General features: G+C 39.5%; 16 protein-coding genes and 3 tRNA genes. All 19 read right to left on the bottom strand.

Features of this window, described 5'->3' with window-relative positions; all coding sequences use genetic code 11:
- Positions 1-67 precede the first annotated feature (67 nt).
- Complete coding sequence (gene rfbH, locus AC1RM2_RS23815; protein ID WP_492987612.1) at positions 68-1,369, bottom strand: lipopolysaccharide biosynthesis protein RfbH; 1,302 nt, start codon at positions 1,367-1,369, stop codon at positions 68-70.
- 47 nt (positions 1,370-1,416) lie between these two features.
- Positions 1,417-2,541, bottom strand: coding sequence for a CDP-glucose 4,6-dehydratase (gene rfbG, locus AC1RM2_RS23810; protein WP_492987611.1), 1,125 nt, complete (start codon positions 2,539-2,541; stop codon positions 1,417-1,419).
- Entirely contained in the window at positions 2,495-3,265 is a 771-nt protein-coding gene (gene rfbF / locus AC1RM2_RS23805) for a glucose-1-phosphate cytidylyltransferase (RefSeq protein WP_492987610.1), read from the bottom strand. Before rfbF ends, rfbG begins: the two co-directional genes overlap by 47 nt.
- A 29-nt stretch (positions 3,266-3,294) precedes the next feature.
- Entirely contained in the window at positions 3,295-4,335 is a 1,041-nt protein-coding gene (locus AC1RM2_RS23800) for an FAD-binding oxidoreductase (protein WP_492987609.1), read from the bottom strand.
- A gap of 86 nt (positions 4,336-4,421) precedes the next feature.
- On the bottom strand, positions 4,422-6,830 hold the full coding sequence (locus AC1RM2_RS23795) for a GumC family protein (RefSeq protein ID WP_492987608.1): 2,409 nt from the start codon (positions 6,828-6,830) through the stop codon (positions 4,422-4,424).
- 9 nt (positions 6,831-6,839) lie between these two features.
- Positions 6,840-7,664, bottom strand: coding sequence for a polysaccharide biosynthesis/export family protein (locus tag AC1RM2_RS23790; RefSeq protein ID WP_492987607.1), 825 nt, complete (start codon positions 7,662-7,664; stop codon positions 6,840-6,842).
- Positions 7,665-7,823: 159 nt separating this feature from the next.
- Positions 7,824-8,135 carry a DUF3467 domain-containing protein gene (locus AC1RM2_RS23785; protein WP_184542718.1) on the bottom strand — a complete coding sequence of 104 codons (312 nt, stop codon included), beginning with the start codon at positions 8,133-8,135 and terminating at the stop codon, positions 7,824-7,826.
- A 224-nt stretch (positions 8,136-8,359) separates the two neighbouring features.
- Positions 8,360-12,649, bottom strand: coding sequence for a DNA-directed RNA polymerase subunit beta' (gene rpoC, locus AC1RM2_RS23780; RefSeq protein WP_492987606.1), 4,290 nt, complete (start codon positions 12,647-12,649; stop codon positions 8,360-8,362).
- A 110-nt stretch (positions 12,650-12,759) separates the two neighbouring features.
- Positions 12,760-16,563 (bottom strand): DNA-directed RNA polymerase subunit beta, encoded by a 3,804-nt coding sequence (gene rpoB, locus AC1RM2_RS23775; RefSeq protein WP_147056351.1) that lies wholly within the window; start codon positions 16,561-16,563, stop codon positions 12,760-12,762.
- A gap of 224 nt (positions 16,564-16,787) precedes the next feature.
- Positions 16,788-17,171 carry a 50S ribosomal protein L7/L12 gene (gene rplL, locus AC1RM2_RS23770; protein ID WP_492987605.1) on the bottom strand — a complete coding sequence of 128 codons (384 nt, stop codon included), beginning with the start codon at positions 17,169-17,171 and terminating at the stop codon, positions 16,788-16,790.
- Positions 17,172-17,234: 63 nt separating this feature from the next.
- Complete coding sequence (gene rplJ, locus AC1RM2_RS23765) at positions 17,235-17,753, bottom strand: 50S ribosomal protein L10 (RefSeq protein ID WP_090642968.1); 519 nt, start codon at positions 17,751-17,753, stop codon at positions 17,235-17,237.
- Between the two features lie 2 nt (positions 17,754-17,755).
- Entirely contained in the window at positions 17,756-18,454 is a 699-nt protein-coding gene (gene rplA / locus AC1RM2_RS23760; RefSeq protein WP_492987604.1) for a 50S ribosomal protein L1, read from the bottom strand.
- Positions 18,455-18,562: 108 nt separating this feature from the next.
- The gene (rplK, locus tag AC1RM2_RS23755; RefSeq protein WP_090642959.1) at positions 18,563-19,003 is read right to left on the bottom strand and encodes a 50S ribosomal protein L11; all 441 of its coding nucleotides are present in this window, start codon (positions 19,001-19,003) and stop codon (positions 18,563-18,565) included.
- 187 nt (positions 19,004-19,190) lie between these two features.
- Positions 19,191-19,733: a transcription termination/antitermination protein NusG gene (gene nusG, locus AC1RM2_RS23750; RefSeq protein WP_076374894.1), complete on the bottom strand. Its 543-nt coding sequence runs from the start codon at positions 19,731-19,733 to the stop codon at positions 19,191-19,193.
- Between the two features lie 16 nt (positions 19,734-19,749).
- A complete protein-coding gene (gene secE, locus AC1RM2_RS23745) occupies positions 19,750-19,944 on the bottom strand; it encodes a preprotein translocase subunit SecE (protein ID WP_477364706.1) in 195 nt (64 codons plus the stop codon).
- An 18-nt stretch (positions 19,945-19,962) separates the two neighbouring features.
- Positions 19,963-20,033, bottom strand: a tRNA-Trp gene (locus AC1RM2_RS23740).
- Positions 20,034-20,109: 76 nt separating this feature from the next.
- Positions 20,110-21,297, bottom strand: a complete 1,188-nt coding sequence (gene tuf, locus AC1RM2_RS23735; protein WP_090642950.1) for an elongation factor Tu — start codon at positions 21,295-21,297, stop codon at positions 20,110-20,112.
- A 67-nt stretch (positions 21,298-21,364) separates the two neighbouring features.
- Positions 21,365-21,436: transfer RNA gene (locus tag AC1RM2_RS23730), tRNA-Thr, on the bottom strand.
- A gap of 93 nt (positions 21,437-21,529) precedes the next feature.
- A tRNA-Gly gene (locus AC1RM2_RS23725) sits at positions 21,530-21,602 on the bottom strand.
- Positions 21,603-21,648 lie beyond the last annotated feature (46 nt).

The following is a 21,648-nucleotide window of genomic DNA, read 5'->3' as shown; positions in this document are numbered from 1 at the left end:
AATAAACCCAGCAACTATTCAACCCAAACACCAAGTCAGGTTAAATGATCCTTTAAAAGGATCTGATTTACTTAATATAGTCGGCTACTACTTGAGCCATGTAATCGTAATGATCTTCATTTAATCCGGGCCAAACACCCAGCCAGAATGACCTGTTCATGATAATATCAGTATTTGTAAGGTCGCCAACTACACGGTGTTTGATGTTGGCATACGCCGGCTGACGTAACAAATTACCAGCAAACAATAAACGGGTACCTATTTTACTTTCTTCAAGATGCTGAACCAACATGTGCCTGTCTGCTGCATCGCCTTCCCGTAATGTTAATAAAAACCCAAACCATGATGGATCGCTGTTTGGCGTAGGCTCGGGTAATATAAATATATCTTCAAACTGCTTCATTCGCTCATATAAAGCCTTATAGTTTTCGCGTCTTTTTTGAACAAAAGAGTCTACCTTTTTAAGTTGAGAAACACCAAAAGCAGCTTGCATATCGGTTACCTTTAAGTTAAAGCCAACATGCGAATAAGTATATTTATGGTCATAACCATATGGCAGTGAACCTAATTGCTGCGAAAATCTGCATCCGCAGGTATTATCCTTACCTGGCTCACAATAGCAATCCCGACCCCAATCTCTGAAGCTTTCGGCCAGTTTAGCTAATTCCGGATTATTTATAAGCACAGCCCCGCCTTCACCCATTGTAATGTGATGCGCAGGGTAGAATGAAAATGTCGATATGTCACCAAAGGTACCCGTTTTTTTCCCGCGGTAAGTAGCTCCCAACGAATCACAATCATCCTCAACAACCCAAAGGTTATATTTCTTTGCCACGCGCATTACCTCATCTAAATTAAAAGGATTGCCCAGTGAATGGGCTATCATGATGGCTTTTGTTTTATCAGAAACGGCAGCCTCTATCAAATCGGCATTTACGTTATGCGTTGCAATATCCACATCTACAAAAACCGGTACGGCGCCAAACTGGACTATAGGGTTTACAGTTGTAGGAAAACCGGCTGCAACTGTAATCACTTCATCACCGGGCAAAATGGCACGTTCGCCCAATTTAGGCGAAGTAAGCGCATAAAAAGCAACCAAATTTGCCGACGATCCAGAGTTGACCAATAAAGCTTTATGAGCACCAAAATATTGGGCAAAATCTACTTCAAATTTATTGGCAAAGCGCCCTGTAGTCAACCAACCATCTAAAGCCGCTTCTACGCCAAACAAAATGTCCTCCTCATCTAACACTTTGCCGGTTACGGGGATATAGTTCTTTCCTGGGATAATAATTTTTTCTGTTTGCGCTTTAGCTATAGCCCGCAGGCTTTTTTCTAACTCGGGGTCGTTTATATTTTTTAACATCTTAACGTCTTTTTTATGTCTACTTTATCTGGGTATTATTTAATAACTTAACTTACAAAGTCTTTTATTTGTCTTTCAGTAAACTGATTGATGTCATCCGGATTACTGAAGTAGTACTTATACCAATCTATTGTCTTCTTTATTGTCTCCAAAGCCTGATACTTAGGCCTCCAATTTAAGTTATTCATGGCTTTACTGATATCCAATTTTAACAAACCGGCCTCATGAGGTTGCTTATCCGAATTAAATATCTCAACTTCGCCACTGCCCCAATTCTGTATGGCTAATTCAACCATCTCATGTACTGGTAATGCGTCACTTAAACCTGGGCCAAAGTTATAAGCATCGGCAAATGTAACTGGCTCCGCTACCATTTTGCTTCCTAAAAGCAAGTATCCAAGCAATGGCTCCAAAACGTGTTGCCATGGCCTTACCGAATTGGGATTACGAATAATTATTTTTTGCTCTTTTGATAAAAATCTAACTATATCCGGTATCAAGCGGTCTTTTGCCCAATCGCCTCCACCAATTACGTTACCTGCTCTTGCTACCGCAATAGATTTACGATGAGATGAGTAGCTGGCTGTATTAAAAAAAGAATTTCTATAAGAGTCAATAACCAATTCGGCACAAGCTTTGCTGGCGCTATAAGGGTCATACCCTCCCAACCTATCCGTTTCGCGATAAGGGTAAACCCATTCATTGTTATGATAAACCTTGTCGGTTGTAATCAGCACCACCTGGCAGGCCTTCTCCAACGTCCGTACGCCATCAAGTACGTTGGCTGTTCCAATAGCATTTACTTCAAAGGTCTCGGCAGGTATATCATACGATAATCTTACCAGCGGCTGTGCTGCCAAATGAAAAACAAAATCAGGATCGCAATCAGCAATAGCGGCTGTGAGTTTTGCTTTATCACGAAGATCTCCAATTATCGAATTACAGATTTTGTTGCCCTCAATTAAGTAAAATAAATCAAATTCATTTTCCGGCGCAAGCGCATAACCCGTAGTTTGGGCTCCAAGCATGGTTAAAATTTTTAACATCCATGAGCCTTTAAAGCCCGTGTGTCCTGTTAAAAAAACTTTTTTCCCTTTATAAATAGCTTCTAATTCTTTAAACATATTACCAGGTTTTCCATTTAGCTTTATGTTGTGACCAATCTTCTTCAAGCTCTTGTTTATCACGCAGTGTATCCATTGGCTTCCAAAATCCATCATGGTTAAAAGCAACCATTTCGCCAGCCTTTGCAATTTCCTCCATAGGCTCTCTTTCCCATATGGTACTATCACCTTCTATATAATCAAAAACTGCAGGTTCGCATACAAAAAAACCGCCGTTGATCCAGGCACCATCACCTTTTGGTTTCTCCATAAATGAATGAACAGAATTATCTTCGTTAAGATTAATAGCCCCAAAACGTCCGGACGGTTGTACCGATGTTACAGTACATAGCTTACCCTTCTCTTTATGAAATTTGGCCAATTCTGTTATGTTAACATTGCTTACGCCATCACCATAGGTAAGCATAAAAGTTTCGTTACCTACATGTGACTTTATGCGTTTGATACGTCCGCCTGTCATCGATTCGTTGCCGGTATCAACCAATGTTATTGTCCACGGTTCAGCTTGTGTGTCATGAACCTTGATAGAATTATCCTTTAGATCAATTGTTACATCTGATTTATGTAAAAAGTAATTGGCAAAGTACTCTTTTATTACATAACCTTTATAACCCAGGCATATCACAAAATCATTAAATCCGTGCGACGAATAAATTTTCATGATATGCCATAAAATCGGCATTCCACCAATTTCTACCATAGGCTTGGGCCTTAAAACTGTTTCTTCGGACAAACGGGTTCCTAACCCACCGGCAAGTAATACAACTTTCATCTATATTTTCATTAAGTTAAGTAGTGCTATTAAATACTAACTCGGACATCATCTGTCAAAGGATAGCTACAACATAAAAGACATTCGCCGGCAAGCAATTTTTGGTATTCTTGGGCGGGCTTTGGCATTTTAACCTCACCGCTTAAAAGCTTTGCCCGGCAAACCAAACAGCTTCCGGTTTGGCACGAATAATCAATATCAATATCTGCATCAAGCCCCGCATCCAATATGCTTTTACCTTTTACAACCTCTATTTTTTTAACTGTGCCATCTTTCTCTATCTCGACAACCTGAGTAGTTATATTCTCGAAATCTTTTTGATTCAAAACAACCTCAAAATCTTCCGAAAATATTTGATGAGCCTCTATTTCCATATCCCTCAAGACCTCTTTAACTGATTCTTTTAAACCGGCGGGCCCACATATATAATGAACAGTATTCTGCAAATCCAATTCCTGCTTCATTACGGCAAGTACCTTTTTGGGACTTATTCTGCCTTCAATAACATCAGGGTTGGCTTCGGATATTTTAAGTTGAGAATGAAAATGCCAGGTCTTTAAATCCTGCTGATAGTTTTTCTTCAACTCACTTATCTTATCAGCAAAAATTACCGACTCGGAATTTTTATTCCCATAAATCAAGCTTATTTTATGGCCTGTTTTATGATTTAATATATATTTAGCAATTGATATAAGCGGCGTTATTCCACTACCTGCGCCCCACAATATTATGTGCTTATCATTTGCAATTACCGATGGATCAAATATAAAGTCGCCCATTGGCGGCAGCACTTCAACTAAATCACCGATTTTTAGAACATCGATAATATGGTTCGATACAATTCCTCCGTTTACCCGTTTTATAGTAACTTCTAAATGAGGATCGACACCAGGAGCAGACGAAAATGAATAAGGACGATTATACTTACGCCCATTTATTTTAAAAACAAGCGTAAGATATTGACCGGGCAAATAAGCTACTTTTTTAAGACCAGGCTGTTTAAGACAAAGCGTTACCGTATCAGATGTTTCTTGTTTAATATCAACAATTTTTAAAGTAAAGCTAAACATCTCTTATAATTTTAAAAACACCGTTTTAACAACAACTGACCTTTATGACTTAGTAAACAACACACACAATCTTATTTAACAATTCGCTATTTGTTACTTTTGAATAACCTTGACATCCAGGACGATTTGGTTTTATTATCTTCCATGTAACTTCCATAGCCGTAACCATAGCCGTAACCATAGCCGTAGCCGTAGCCGTAACCATAACCACCATAATAACCAGCTTTCTTAGATTCTATATCGTTTATCACCAAGTATACTTTTTTAATCTTGTCTGTTTGCACCAGATCGTTTACTATCCCCAACTGTGATTTAAATGTGTATTTATGCCGAACGATATATAAAGTGATGTCGGCATACTTCTCAATAAGTAAGGCGTCCGACACCAATCCTATTGGGGCACTATCAATAATAATATAGTCAAACTTCGTTTTTAAATGACTTATCAGTGTATCCAACCTATTACTTAGCAGCAATTCCGACGGATTAGGAGGTATAGGGCCAGAAGACACTATAAAGCAATTTTCGCTAAACCAGGTGGGCTTTAAAATAGATTCAACATCCATCGTACTCGAAACAGCGAAGTTGGTAAAACCATTTTGACTATCAATGCCCAAATTTTGCGATAACCTTGGCTTACGTAAATCAAGTTCTATGAACACAACTTTTTTGCCACTTAATGCTAAAACACTTCCTATGTTCAATGATATGAAAGATTTACCTTCACCACTCATACTTGATGTAACCATTAAAACCTGTGGCTTATCAGCGTTTAACAAAAACTGTAAATTCGTTCTTAACCCGCGGAATTGTTCTGAAATGATTGACCTGGAATTGGTATCTACAACAAGTGCCTGATCTTTGTCATTGTGGCTGATCTCTCCTACAATAGGTATGTTTGTGCCTTCTTCTACATCCAGTTTGGATAAGATCTTTACATTGAATCCTTCTTTTAAACTCAAAAACACTAACGGAAGAACAAAGCCGAATACAAGGCACAAGAATACCACTAAAAACACCTTTGACTTATCAGGCTCGTAACTACTTTTTGCTACGTCAATGATTCTGGCAGTTGAAATTGTAGATGTTTTTGAGATTGCGGTTTCTTCCCGCTTTTGCAATAAATACACATACAAATCCTGCTTTACAGTTTGCTGCCGCGTGTAGTCAAGAAATATTCTGGCTTGCGAGGGGACACTTTCTATTTTCCCGGTAAACCGATTATTCTGGCTTTCAAGGTTTTTCTTACTAACCAATAAGCCAGTCAGATAAGAATTTATGTTTTTTAAAACAATAGTTCTAATATTTTCGATTTGCGTATCTAACGTCTGAATGTATGGGCTTTTATCCGTACTTCCCAAACTTTGCTTTTCCCGCTCTAACAATAAATCGTTATATCGTCCTACCGCATCTGTGATAGCTTGATTATCTGCCCCTAACGCACCTGCCGGTAATATTTTCCTGTTGTTAGGATTATTAAGATACTTTTGCAAATCCTGAATCACAGAAATTTGTACATCAAGCGTACTTATTTGCTTTTGAAAATCACTTGCCGAACCAATCAAAGCTTTTGACTGCTCATCAACATCGGCAATTTTGTTTTCCTTTCTAAAGTGTTCAAAATCTTTTTCAACTACATTTAATTGCTTTCCTACAAGTTCCAACCTTTCATCTATAAAAGCAAGGGTGCTATCGGCTATCTGTACTTTGTTTTCACGGTTAGCTTTTAAATAAATATCCATCAATTTATTTAGTATAGCTTCCCCCTTTTTTGAATTGGGGTAATCTAAAGATAAATTTATGGTTGTAGTAGTTTTGCTTGACAAACTTACCTGAACAACTTTTGATAACGCTTCAACTGTTGATTCTTCTGAGGCAATATCTAAAATGTACCCATTTTTATCTATCGGATTGTTCTTTTTAGTAAAAACGAGGTCATATTGGGGCAAAGCTATCTTTTGTCCAAAACTGCCGGTGACATCGATATTGTCGGCACTATTAGACAAGTGTATTGAGTTGTTGTGTATTGATACCTCAAAACTTTTTCTGTCTAATGAATCTGTTTTATAATGTATGGCAACATCAAAAGGTGCTTCATCAAAAAGTTCAATTTTCTTTATAACACCGTTATGACGTATTACAACATTTAAATTCATTGCGTTTACCACCCCGCTGATAATGCGCCTTGAACTCAATATTTGAACCTCATTTTCGGCATTGTTAGGAATACCGAATAAAGAAGATATATCTGTTAAATTACTCAAGCCGTTGGCAGCACTACTTCCTCCTGATTTATCATCGGGCTCTACGATCATTAAAGAGGCAATTTTAAAGTTTGGCGTTGAATATCTTTTGTATATAAAACCTAAGGCCCCAAATACAAGTAAGCTAACCAAGAATAAAGGCCAATTAACTACAATCCTCGTTATAAATTTTTTATAATCTATACCTGGCTCTTCGTCTGTCTTTTTTAATTTTGGATTATTGATATCCATTATAGAATGTTATTTTCTTGTGAATAAAACGATTAATACAGATAGCAACGAACCTACAAGGGTATAATACCTAGCTTGAGAGGCATCGGTAGCTGATGACTTGCCAGGTCCTGGCTCAACATACAATATATCATTTTGACGCAGATAATAAAATGGCGAATTCATGATATCACTCTTTTTTAAATTAAAACGATGTGGCGTTTTGGAATGATCAGGATTCTCTCTAATCAAAAGAACATTCTCTCTTTTTCCAAAAATTGTCAAATCTCCGGCTAAAGCTATAGCATCAAGGATGCTAACTTTTTCATTAGGTATAACATACACACCAGGTTTTAATACTTCACCTGTTATGCTAATTTTAAAGTTGGCATATCGTACTATAATGGTTGGATTTTTAAAAACCTCCGAGGCTGCTTTTCTTACAATTTCGGTCGCCTCTGTAGTTGTGTAACCACCAAGTTTTATTTTACCCAATATTGGCATCTCAACAACACCGTCTTTATCAACTAAATAACCTGCTGATATCTGTTGATTAATAGGAACAGCACTCGTCGATGCGTTTAACAATGATCCCGTACTTGATACCGGCACGTTACCCATATTGATAGCAACGGTATTTTGTGGATCAATTGTCTGAACTATTATCGTTAAAATATCGTCAGGCTGGATAACTGGCGGCACATATTCAGCTTTTGCAATTGTTTTTAATTGCCCCGAATCTGGGATATCCTGGAAATATTTAACCTTCTTTGTTGATGAGCAGGAAAACAGCCCCACTGAAACGAATAAGATGACGAGTATTAAATATGAATTTAAAAAGTAGGCTTTTCTCATTGGATTACGTTTCTCATATTTTATAGGTGTAAGTTTTAAAACGTTGCAATATATACACTTTTTTTTAAAACCGATTAATTAATTACTATTTTTTTTATAAATACGCCTTTAACGTAACTTTTTTTTAATCAAAAGTGCATTTTAATATAATAATCAAAATTATGCTTGCCCCATGGTGCCGCCAAAATTCATTGGAAAGCCAGATGGATCCTGTTGTATTTTGATGCGACCGTTCAATGTTTCAAACTTTTCGATGTTATCTTCCAATGCCGATAAAAGACGCTTGGCATGCTCAGGCGTTAAAATTATCCTTGATTTAACTTTGGCTTTTGGCACTCCAGGCATAACGCGGATAAAGTCGAGCACAAACTCCGAACTGGAGTGGGTAATGATGGCCAGGTTTGAATAAATACCTTCGGCAATCTCTTCGGAAAGCTCAATATTGAGCTGATTTTCGTTTTGTTCTTCCATGCTACTAAAATAACAAAAAGACGTACTTTTCGTCATAGTCTTTTTGTTGGGGTAATTACTTTATTCTTTTCCTTTGTTATAATACAAACATTGCATGCTACATTCAGAACAAGTTCAGCTAAAACACGTGTTTTTTGCTTTTGTTTTGCCTGATGTGATTTTTTCACAAAAAAAATCCCCCGAATATAAAACCCGGGGGACTAAGATAGTATCAGAAGCTTAACTTATGCCTCGACTTCTTCAGCTTTTGAAGCCATTAAGCGGTCAAACTCTTCCTGTGAGCCTACACGGATATTTTCGTATTCGCGTAAACCTGTACCTGACGGTATTAAGTGGCCAACAATAACGTTTTCTTTCAAGCCAAGCATGTTGTCTTTTTTACCTGCTATAGCTGCTTCGTTCAGTACTTTGGTAGTTTCCTGGAACGATGCTGCAGAGATAAACGATTTGGTACCTAATGAGGCCCTGGTGATACCTTGCAGTATCGGGCTTGATGTTGCTGCGATAGCATCGCGCACTTCAACCAATTTCAAATCTTTACGTTTTAAAATCGAATTCTCATCACGCAATCTCCTTAATGATACTATCTGACCAGCTTTTAATGTATTTGAATCACCTGGTTCAACTACAACTTTCTTGTCAAATATCTCATCGTTTTCGTTCATAAAATCCCAGCTGTCAACAGCTTCACGCTCTAAGAAACGGGTATCGCCCGCATCTTCGATAGCTACTTTCTGCATCATCTGGTGAACGATAACCTCAAAGTGTTTATCATTAATTTTAACACCCTGCAAACGGTAAACCTCTTGTATACCATTTACCAGGTACTCCTGTACTGCAGCCGGGCCTTTAATAGCCAGGATATCTGCAGGAGATATTGAACCATCTGATAACGGCATACCAGCCTTCACAAAGTCGTTATCCTGTACAAGGATGTGTTTTGACAATGGAACAAGGTATTTCTTGATCTGGCCATCTTTTGATTCGATGGTCATTTCGCGGTTACCACGTTTAATACCGCCTAAGGTTACTACGCCATCAATTTCGGTTACTACAGCCGGGTTAGATGGGTTACGTGCTTCAAACAACTCTGTTACACGTGGTAAACCACCGGTGATATCGCGGGTTTTACCAGTTGAACGAGGGATTTTAGCAATAACCTGTCCGGTTTGTAGTTTCTCGCCTTCTTCAACAGCAATGTGAGCACCTACAGGAATGTTATATCCTTTTATTACGTTACCTTTTGTATCGGTAATCTGGATAACAGGGTTTTTAGTTTTGTCCCTGGTATCAATGATTACTTTTTCGCGGTGACCGGTTTGCTCGTCAGATTCTTCACGGAACGTGATACCTTCTAATACAGCTTCAAACTGGGTTAAACCTGCAAATTCAGATATGATAACCGCATTGTACGGATCCCATGAACAAATCCTGTCGCCTTTGGTGATTTTGGCACCATCTTTAACATATAGGTATGAACCGTAAGGGATGTTGTTGGTAACAATAACTTTATTGCTTCCCTGCTCAACAATCCTGAACTCGCCCGAACGGCCTAACACCACATCAACTTTACCTTCTTCGGCAGTATTGAATTCAACGGTACGTACGTTTTCAAATTCGATGATACCATCAAACTTAGCGTTGATCTGTGATTCAGCCGCGATGTTTGACGCGGTACCACCCACGTGGAATGTACGTAATGTTAACTGCGTACCCGGCTCACCGATTGACTGTGCAGCAATTACACCAACAGCCTCGCCTTTTTGCACACGTTTACCGCTTGCAAGGTTACGGCCATAGCATAAAGCACATACACCTCTTCTGCTTTCGCATGTCAATACCGAACGGATTTCGACACCTTCTAAAGGAGAGTTTTCAATTTTCTTAGAAACCTCTTCTGTCAAATCCTGTCCTGCAGATGCCAGCAGTTCACCTGTAATAGGATCATGAACATCATGCAAGGTAGTACGGCCTAAAATACGATCGTATAATGGCTCAACAATGTCTTCGTTATCTTTTAACGCAGTTGTATAAATACCCCTTAAGGTACCGCAATCAACTTCGCCTACAATCATATCCTGGGCAACATCATGCAGCCTACGGGTTAAGTAACCAGCATCAGCTGTTTTTAACGCCGTATCCGCCAAACCTTTACGTGCACCGTGGGTTGAGATAAAGTACTCCAATACCGACAAACCTTCTTTAAAGTTTGAAAGGATCGGGTTTTCGATGATCTCGCCACCTGAACCAGATTTTTGAGGCTTAGCCATCAAACCACGCATACCTGCAAGCTGACGAATCTGCTCTTTAGAACCACGCGCTCCGGAATCAAGCATCATATATACCGAGTTGAAGCCCTGGTTATCGTTGCTCAGGATGTCCATCACATTCGCGGTTAAGCGGTTGTTGATACGTGTCCAGATATCGATAATTTGGTTATAACGCTCGTTGTTGGTAATGAAACCCATGTTATAGTTACCCATAACCTCTTCAACCTGTTTAGAGGCTGTTTCGATTAGCGTAACTTTTTCTGCAGGGATATTGATATCTTTCAGGTTAAATGATAAACCACCCTGGAATGCCATCTTGAAACCTAATTCCTTAATATCATCAAGGAATTGTGCTGCACGTGCCATACCGGTAATTTTCACCACCTCGCCAATAATATCACGTAATGATTTCTTGGTAAGCAGTTCATTGATATAACCTACTTCTACAGGTACATGCTCGTTAAATAACACACGGCCTACAGTAGTATCAATAATTTTGCTTACAATGTTGCCTTCACGATCTTTTGTAAAAGCTTTAACTTTTATAAAGGCGTGCAGGTCAATTTTACGTTCGTTGTAAGCAATGATCACTTCTTCAGAAGAGTAAAAAGTTAAACCCTGGCCTTTTACAATACGTCCATCATCAGTTTTACGGCCTTTGGTTATGTAGTACAAACCAAGCACCATGTCCTGCGATGGTACTGTAATAGGAGTACCGTTAGCAGGGTTCAAAATGTTGTGCGATGCAAGCATCAATACCTGGGCTTCCAAAATTGCCGCGTTACCAAGTGGTACGTGAACGGCCATCTGGTCACCGTCAAAATCCGCGTTGAAGGCCGTACAGGTTAATGGGTGCAATTGGATTGCTTTACCTTCAACCAGTTTTGGCTGGAACGACTGGATACCTAACCTGTGCAGCGTTGGTGCACGGTTTAGTAACACAGGGTGTCCTTTCAATACGTTTTCCAAAATGTCCCAAACTAATGGGTCTTTACGGTCAACAATCTTTTTGGCAGATTTTACTGTTTTAACCACACCACGCTCAATCATTTTGCGAATGATAAATGGTTTAAACAGCTCGGCAGCCATATCTTTTGGTAAACCACACTCGTGTAATTTAAGGTTTGGCCCTACAACAATTACCGAACGGGCAGAGTAATCCACACGTTTACCTAATAAGTTTTGACGGAAACGGCCTTGTTTACCTTTCAGGATATCCGAAAGTGATTTTAAAGCACGGTTACCTTCGGTTTTAACCGCGTTAACTTTACGTGAGTTATCGAATAACGAATCTACAGCTTCCTGTAACATACGTTTTTCGTTACGTAAGATAACTTCCGGCGCTTTAATCTCGATCAAACGTTTTAAACGGTTGTTACGGATAATTACACGACGGTAAAGGTCATTCAAATCTGAAGTAGCGAAACGACCACCTTCCAAAGGCACTAACGGACGCAATTCAGGCGGGATAACCGGAACGATTTTAACAATCATCCACTCTGGGTTATTTTCAATCCTGGTTTTTGCATCACGGAAAGCCTCAACAACCTGTAAACGTTTTAAAGCTTCGTTTTTACGTTGTTGTGAAGTTTCGTTTGCTGCCTGGTGGCGTAAGCTAAATGAAAGCTCATCCAAATCAAGGCGTTTTAATAATTCTTCCAAAGCCTCGGCACCCATTTTGGCAACAAATTTCTGAGGATCTTTGTCGTCAAGGTACTGGTTTTCTTTCGGAAGGGTATCTAATACGTCAAGGTATTCTTCTTCAGTCAGGAAATCCATTTTGTTGATTCCGTCTGATTCTTTGATACCTGCCTGTATTACTACATAGCGCTCGTAGTATATAATTAAGTCTAACCGTTTTGTTGGTAAGCCCAGTAAGTAACCAATTTTATTTGGCAACGAACGGAAGTACCAGATGTGCGCAACAGGAACTACAAGGTTAATGTGGCCCATGCGCTCGCGACGAACTTTTTTCTCGGTTACTTCAACACCGCAACGGTCGCAAACTATACCCTTGTAACGGATACGTTTGTATTTACCGCAATGGCACTCATAATCTTTAACCGGACCAAAAATACGCTCGCAGAATAAACCATCACGCTCAGGTTTATAGGTCCTGTAGTTGATGGTTTCTGGTTTTAAAACCTCACCGCTTGAACGCTCAAGAATGGACTCTGGAGAGGCCAGGCTGATAGTAATTGTGGTGAAATTACTTTTGATTTTATTATCCTTTTTGTAAGACATAGTCTCCTTTGTTTTTAATTATTGAAGGATGAATTATTGAATTATCGAATTCCAAAAAATTACTGAAGGACTGAACTATTCAATAATTCAATCCCTCAATAATTCAATAATTATTCTAACGTGATATCTAATCCTAAACCTCTTAACTCATGAACCAATACGTTGAATGATTCAGGAACTGATGGTGTTGGCAGGTTTTCACCTTTAACAATAGCCTCATAAGTTTTGGCACGGCCGATAACATCATCCGATTTAACGGTTAATATCTCTTGCAGGATATTGGCAGCACCAAATGCTTCCAATGCCCAAACCTCCATCTCACCAAAACGCTGACCACCAAACTGGGCTTTACCACCCAATGGTTGTTGTGTAATTAATGAGTATGGCCCGATAGAACGTGCGTGCATCTTATCATCAACCATGTGACCCAATTTCAGCATGTATATAATACCTACTGTGGTTTGCTGGTCAAAACGGTCGCCTGTTAAGCCGTTGTATAAATAGGTACGGCCAGATTCTGGTAGGTTTGCTTTTTTAACCCACTCCTCAACTTCGGTATGGCTTGCACCATCAAAAATAGGCGTAGCGAATTTAATGCCCAACTCTTTACCTGCCCAACCTAATACGGTTTCGTATATCTGCCCTAAGTTCATACGTGAAGGTACACCCAGCGGGTTCAACACAATATCAACCGGTGTTCCGTCTTCAAGGAAAGGCATATCCTCATCACGTACAATACGCGCAACAATACCCTTATTACCGTGACGACCAGCCATTTTATCACCTACTTTAAGCTTACGCTTTTTAGCAATATAAACTTTAGCCATTTGAACAATACCCGATGGCAGTTCATCACCCACACTGATAGCAAATTTATCACGACGGTAAGCGCCCAGCTCTTCATTAACTTTGATGTTGTAGTTATGAAGTAAGGTTTTTATCTGGTCGTTTTTATCATCATCAGTTGTCCATTTAGTTGGGTTAATGTTTTCGTAATTAAGCTCAACTAAAATTTTCTGGGTGAATTTTACACCTTTAGGCACATGAAGCTCTTTGTAAACGTTGTAAACACCTTGTGATGTTTTGCCGTTCACAATCTCAAATAACTTTTCAATCAAAGTGTTTTTAAGATCTTTTACTGCCTTATCATGTTTGTTATCCAATTTCTCTAACTGTGCTTTTTCTTCGGCTTTCGACGTTTTCTTGGCACGGCTAAACAATTTGGTATCTATAACTACACCTGCAATTGAAGGTGGAGTTTTTAAAGATGCATCTTTAACATCACCTGCTTTATCACCAAAAATGGCGCGTAACAGTTTTTCTTCCGGTGATGGGTCAGATTCGCCTTTAGGGGTAATCTTACCAATCAGGATATCACCTTCTTTAACCTCGGCGCCTACACGGATAATACCGTCTTCGTCAAGGTCTTTAGTGGCTTCTTCTGATACGTTAGGGATATCTGGTGTTAATTCTTCTTCACCACGTTTGGTATCACGTACTTCCAACTCAAATTCTTCTACGTGAAGCGAAGTGAAAATATCCTGCGATACAACGCGCTCAGAGATCACGATAGCATCCTCAAAGTTGTAACCTTGCCAAGGCATGAAAGCCACTTTTAAGTTACGGCCCAGGGCAAGCTCGCCTGCCTGTGTTGCGTAACCTTCGCAAAGCACCTCTCCTTTTGATACCCTTTGGCCTTTTTTAACAATTGGCTTAAGGTTCATGGTAGTACTCTGGTTGGTTTTCTTGAACTTGGTTAAACGGTAGCTTTTTGAATCGCCATCAAATGATATCAGGCGGTCAAGCTCGTTACGGTCATATTTAATACGGATTTCGTTAGCATCAACATATTCAACCACACCATCGCCTTCGGCATTGATTAGTGTACGTGAATCTTTAGCCACACGACCTTCCAAACCGGTACCAACAATTGGCGCTTCAGGGCGTAACAAAGGTACAGCCTGGCGTTGCATGTTTGATCCCATCAATGCACGGTTAGCATCATCATGTTCAAGGAACGGAATGAGCGAAGCGGCGATAGAGGTGATCTGGTTTGGCGCAATATCCATTAAATCAAGTTTCTCCGGATCAATAATCGGGAAGTCACCTTCAAAACGGGCTTTTACTTTTGGTAAAGCAAATACACCATTATCATCATAATGCGCGTTTGCCTGGCCAATTGTTTTACCATCTTCATCTTCGGCAGATAAATAGATAACCGGCTCCTGAACCTGTACTTTACCTTCAACCACACGTTTGTATGGTGTTTCGATAAAGCCTAAGTTATTGATCTTGGCGTGTACGCAAAGTGACGAAATCAAACCAATGTTCGGTCCTTCCGGAGTTTCGATGGTACATAACCTACCGTAGTGGGTATAGTGTACGTCACGAACCTCGAAACCTGCACGCTCACGTGACAGACCACCGGGCCCAAGGGCTGACAGACGACGCTTGTGCGTAATCTCTGCCAGTGGATTGGTTTGGTCCATAAACTGTGATAACTGGTTAGTTCCGAAGAACGAGTTGATCACAGATGATAATGTACGTGCATTGATCAGGTCAGTCGGGGTAAACACCTCGTTGTCGCGGATGTTCATACGCTCACGGATGGTACGGGCCATACGGGCCAAACCAACACCAAACTGAGCATATAATTGCTCACCAACTGTACGAACACGACGGTTTGACAAGTGGTCAATATCATCCACCTCGGCTTTTGAGTTGATCAGTTTGATCAAATATTTTACGATGGCGATAATATCCTGTTTGGTTAATACCTTAGTTTCATCAGAGGTATTTAATTTCAATTTACGGTTGATGCGGTAGCGGCCCACATCGCCCAGGTCATATCTTTTATCCGAGAAGAATAAACGATCGATAATACCGCGTGCAGTTTCCTCATCAGGTGGTTCGGCGTTACGTAATTGACGATAGATATGCTCCACCGCTTCTTTCTCGGAGTTTGAAGTATCCTTTTGTAAAGTGTTATATATAATAGTATAATCACCGCTGGTTGAAGCATCTTCCTTGTTCAGGATGATGGTTTTAACGCCAGCATCAATGATCATATCAATATGGTCATCTTCTAATACAGTTTCACGCTCAAGGATGATTTCGTTACGGTCGATAGATACCACTTCACCGGTATCCTCATCCACAAAATCTTCTACCCATTTTTTAAGTACCCTTGCAGCAAGCTTACGGCCAATGAATTTCTTCAGACCAGATTTGCTAACTTTTACTTCATCTGCCAGTTCAAATAACTCTAAGATGTCTTTATCTGAGTCATAACCAATGGCACGAAGCAACGTGGTAACCGGGAATTTCTTTTTACGGTCAATATAAGCATACATCACGTTGTTAACGTCTGTAGCAAACTCAATCCATGAACCCTTGAAAGGAATAACACGGGCAGAGTATAATTTTGTACCGTTGGTGTGGCGGCTTTGGCCAAAGAATACACCTGGTGAACGGTGTAACTGCGATACAATTACACGCTCGGCACCGTTAATAACAAATGTACCTTTAGGCGTCATGTAAGGGATAGTACCCAAATAAACGTCCTGTACAATTGTTTCAAAATCTTCGTGCTCCTCATCATTACATGACAGGCGAAGCTTGGCTTTTAATGGTACGCTATAAGTTAATCCGCGCTCGATACACTCTTGTATATCATAACGTGGCGGATCAATAAAGTAATCCAGAAACTCTAAAACGAAGATGTTCCTTGAATCTGAGATCGGAAAATTTTCAGCAAACACTTTAAACAAACCTTCTTTATAGCGGTTGTCTGAGGTGGTTTCCAATTGAAAAAATTCCTGGAAAGATTGTAACTGAACATCCAGGAAATCGGGGTAATCAAGTACCTTTCTACTGGTTGCAAAGTTTACTCTTTGATTAATGTTGTTTGCCAAGGTGTTTAATTTTTAGTTTATTAATAAACTTTGATAGACGTGAGATTTGAGATGTGAGATTTGAGACCGAATATGTTGCAGAAGGCTGGTTGTTAAAAGCTTAACCTCCAAAAATCTCACATCTTACATCTCTTATCTGGCATCTAATATCCAAACCTTTATAAACAGCAATAGACCCCGACCAAAATAGGTCGGAGTCTCATGCTATATTTTATTGGGTTAACTTATTTAACCTCAACTACTGCTCCAGCTTCTTCTAATTGTTTTTTCAAAGATTCAGCTTCTTCTTTAGTTACACCGGTTTTAACTTCTTTTGGTGCACTGTCAACAAGATCTTTAGCTTCTTTCAAACCTAAGCCAGTTAAGTCTTTTACTAATTTAACAACCGCTAATTTAGCGCCACCTGCTTCTTTCAGGATAACGTCAAATGCAGTTTGTACTGCTTCAGCAGCAGGAGCGTCATCGCCACCTGTTGGAGCAGCAGCAACAGCAACAGCTGCAGCAGCAGGCTCAATACCATACTCATCTTTTAAGATCTGAGCTAATTCGTTTACTTCCTTTACTGTTAAGTTTACCAACTGTTCAGCAAACGCTTTTAAATCCGCCATTTTATTTAAATTTTACTTTTAATGCTTTTTGTTTATTGTTATCTAACTTTAATGAGGTGTTAGTTAACCTCTTTCTTGTAATGTTTTTACCAAACCTGCGATAGTATTTCCGCCTGATTGCAGTGCAGAAATAACATTCTTGGCTGGTGATTGCAATAATCCGATAACTTCGCCTATCAGCTGTTCTTTTGATTTCAACTTGATCAACGTGTCGATCTGGTTGTCGCCAATAAATATTGCTGAATCAATATAAGCTGCTTTTAAAATCGGCTTGTCACTTTTTTTCCTTAATTGTTTAATCAACTTTGCCGGAGCAGTTGCCGATTTTGAAAAAAGGATTGATGATGAACCTTTTAATACATCAAATATTGGAGTGTAATCGCCACCTGCAGCTTCCATAGCTTTTTTAATCAAGCTATTTTTTGCCACTTTCATCGTGATTTCGCTTTGGAAACACTGACGACGGATATCGTTGATCTTTGCAACTGTTAAATTAGAGGTATCAGTAATATAGAAATTACCGTACTCTTTCATTTGCTCAGTAAGGGCAAGAACAAGGTCGTATTTTTCTTCTTTATTCATGATTAGATCCCCGCTACTGATTTAGTTTCAACTGTTATTCCAGGAGACATAGTTGAAGAGATGTGAATGCTCTTGAAATATGTTCCTTTTGCTGCCGATGGCTTTAATTTTGAGATAACCTGCAATACTTCTAATGCATTCTCATAAATTTTATCTGCAGGGAATGATGCTTTTCCTATTGAGGTATGGATGATACCTGTTTTATCAACCTTGAAGTCGATTTTACCTGCTTTTACCTCAGTTACAGCTTTTCCAACTTCTGGAGTTACTGTTCCTGATTTAGGGTTTGGCATAAGGTTACGCGGGCCTAAAATTCTACCCAAACGACCTACCTTAGCCATTACACTTGGCATAGTGATGATAATATCAACGTCAGTCCATCCGCCTTCAATCTTGGCAATATATTCATCCAAACCTACGTAATCCGCACCTGCATCTTTAGCTTCTTGTTCCTTATCAGGAGTACAAAGCACCAATACACGTACAGTTTTACCGGTTCCATGAGGTAATGTTGCAATACCACGTACCATTTGATTGGCTTTACGCGGGTCAACACCTAAACGAACGTCTATATCAACTGATGAATCAAATTTAGTTAAGGTTAATTCCTTTACCAAAGCTGATGCAGCTTCTAATGAATACGATTTGTTTGCCTCAATTTTGGAGAGTGCCGCTTTTTGATTTTTTGTTAATCTAGCCACTGTCTTAAACTGATTTTGTATAAATTAATAATTTTTGATCCGAGATCTGAGATCTAAGATTTGAGATTTTAAAAATCTGAAATCGAAAATCCGAAATCCGAAATCAATTTAGTTCCAGGGAGCCGTACCTGATACGGTGATTCCCATACTACGGGCAGTACCTGCCACCATTTTCATGGCTGATTCTACAGTAAATGCATTTAAATCTACCATTTTATCTTTGGCTATAGTTTCAACCTGCTCCCAATTTACATTGGCAACTTTTTTACGGTTGGGTTCAGCCGAACCACTTTTTAAACCTGTAACTTCCAATAACTGGATTGCAACAGGAGGGGTTTTGATGATAAATTCGAAAGATTTGTCAACATAAACAGTAATCAAAACAGGCAACACCTTTCCAGCTTTATCCTGGGTACGTGCATTAAATTGCTTGCAAAACTCCATGATGTTCACACCTTTTGCACCCAATGCAGGGCCAATTGGAGGTGATGGGTTTGCGGCGCCGCCTTTAACCTGCAGCTTTACCATTGCACCGATCTCTTTTGCCATTTTAATTTACTTTAATTATAACTCAATGTTAGTAAGTGGAAGCTAAGTAACATTTAAGGTTTTTAGATTTGAGATGTTAGATATGAGATTTGAGACTCCTATCTTGTTTACAAACCTGTATATTTTATTATATAATCTGATCAAGTTGATTTTCAATGTCTCACATCTAAAATCTCATATCTCAAATCTATTCTTTCTCTACTTGCATGTAATTCAATTCAAGCGGCGTACGGCGCCCGAATATCTTTACCATAACTTTTAATTTCTTTTTCTCTTCGTTAACTTCTTCGATTACACCGCTGAAGCCATTGAAAGGCCCATCCATTACTTTTACGTTTTCGCCTATATAGTAAGGTACGTTCATTGTTTCGCCCTGGGCACTCATTTCATCAACCTTACCTAAAATACGGTTAACTTCGGCCTGGCGCAGTGGGATAGCATTACCGGCTTTATCGCCTAAAAATCCTATAACACTGTTTATATTTTTGATGATGTGCTCGGTTTCGCCATCCAATACGGCTTCCATCAATACATAGCCCGGAAAGTAGTTACGCTCTTTAGCAATCTTTTTTCCATCGCGCATCTGGTAATACTTTTCTGTTGGTATTAATACCTGTGGTACCAAATGGGTAATGCCCAAACGACTAATTTCGGCATCTATATATTGTTTAACCTTTTTTTCTTTACCACTTATGGCCCTAACTACATACCACTTCAATTGATCACTCATCGCTATCTCCTAAATATTATGTAAGTGAACTATAAAATGCTTTAAGCAAATAAGCTATGATCTGGTCCATACCTAAAATAACCATGGCGATGATAATTGCAGCAACCAATACCAATATGGCACTGCTTTGCAACTCACGCCAGGTTGGCCAGGTTACCTTTTCAGTTAACTCGATGTATGATTCTTTAATATATTCAGTTACGTTAGCCATTTTTAAACTTTGCTTATGCACGGGAACAAGGATTCGAACCCTGATCAAAGGTTTTGGAGACCTCTATTCTACCGTTGAACTATTCCCGTGTATATTTTATAATAAGAAAACATAAGTTTACTTTTTACAGTAAACTTATGTTTCCAATTAACCTTTTTGAAATTCTTATTTCAAAATTTCAGTTACCTGGCCAGCACCTACTGTTCTGCCACCTTCACGGATAGCGAAACGTAAGCCTTTTTCCATAGCGATAGCGTTGATCAATTTTACAGTGATGGTAACGTTATCACCTGGCATAACCATTTCTACACCTTCGGCCAATGAAATTTCACCGGTTACGTCAGTTGTACGGAAATAGAATTGCGGGCGGTATTTGTTGAAGAATGGAGTGTGACGGCCACCTTCTGCTTTTGATAATACGTATACTTCTGCTTTGAAGTCGGTGTGTGGAGTTACTGAACCTGGTTTGCAAATAACCATACCACGACGGATATCAGTTTTTTCAATACCACGTAACAATAAACCTACGTTGTCACCAGCTTCGCCGCGATCAAGGATCTTACGGAACATCTCAACACCAGTTACAGTTGATTTCAAGTTTTCGGCACCCATACCAAGGATGTCAACTTGCTCACCTGAGTTGATTACACCACGCTCAATACGACCGGTAGCAACAGTACCACGACCAGTGATTGAGAATACGTCTTCAACAGGCATTAAGAAAGGAAGATCTGTCAAACGTGGAGGGATAGGGATAAAGTTATCAACAGCATCCATCAACTCCATGATTTTACCAACCCAGGTAGGATCGCCGTTAAGACCACCTAATGCAGAACCCTGAATTACTGGGATATCATCACCTGGATATTCGTAGAATGATAATAATTCACGAATTTCCATTTCTACTAATTCTAATAATTCCGGATCATCAACCATGTCAACCTTGTTCATGAAAACAACAAGTGCAGGTACACCTACCTGACGTGCCAACAGGATGTGTTCGCGGGTTTGTGGCATCGGACCATCAGTTGCAGCAACTACAATGATTGCACCGTCCATCTGAGCAGCACCTGTAACCATGTTTTTCACGTAATCCGCGTGACCTGGACAGTCAACGTGAGCATAGTGACGGTTAGCAGTTGAGTACTCAACGTGCGCGGTGTTAATTGTAATACCACGTTCTTTTTCTTCAGGAGCTGAGTCAATTGAATCAAATGAACGAGCTTCTGATAAACCTGCATCAGCTAAAACTTTAGTGATAGCTGCAGTAAGGGTTGTTTTGCCGTGGTCAACGTGACCGATTGTACCGATGTTTAAATGCGGTTTACTGCGGTCAAACTTTTCTTTTGCCATGATTTATAATTATTTGTAGGTTAATTTATACTTAAAAATGTATTCTTTATTATGTTTTATTCTGTTGAGCCAACAATGGGATTTGAACCCATGACCTCTTCCTTACCAAGGAAGTGCTCTACCCCTGAGCTACGTCGGCTTATTTTTTTAGTTTGCAGTTATCAGTTTTTAGTTTGCAGTTATTAGTTAATGAAACTATAAACTGCCTACGGCCAACTGCCTTCTGTAACCGAGCGGAAGACGAGGTTCGAACTCGCGACCTATAGCTTGGAAGGCTATCGCTCTACCAACTGAGCTACTTCCGCTTGTTTATTTTCAGTTTCCGGTTTGCGGTTTTCAGTTGGCACCGTG

The organism is Mucilaginibacter sp. GW822-FHT03E02 (genome assembly GCF_058801545.1).
The sequence above is the reverse complement of the archived record's forward strand: the minus strand, read 5'-3'. Positions and strand labels throughout refer to the sequence as shown.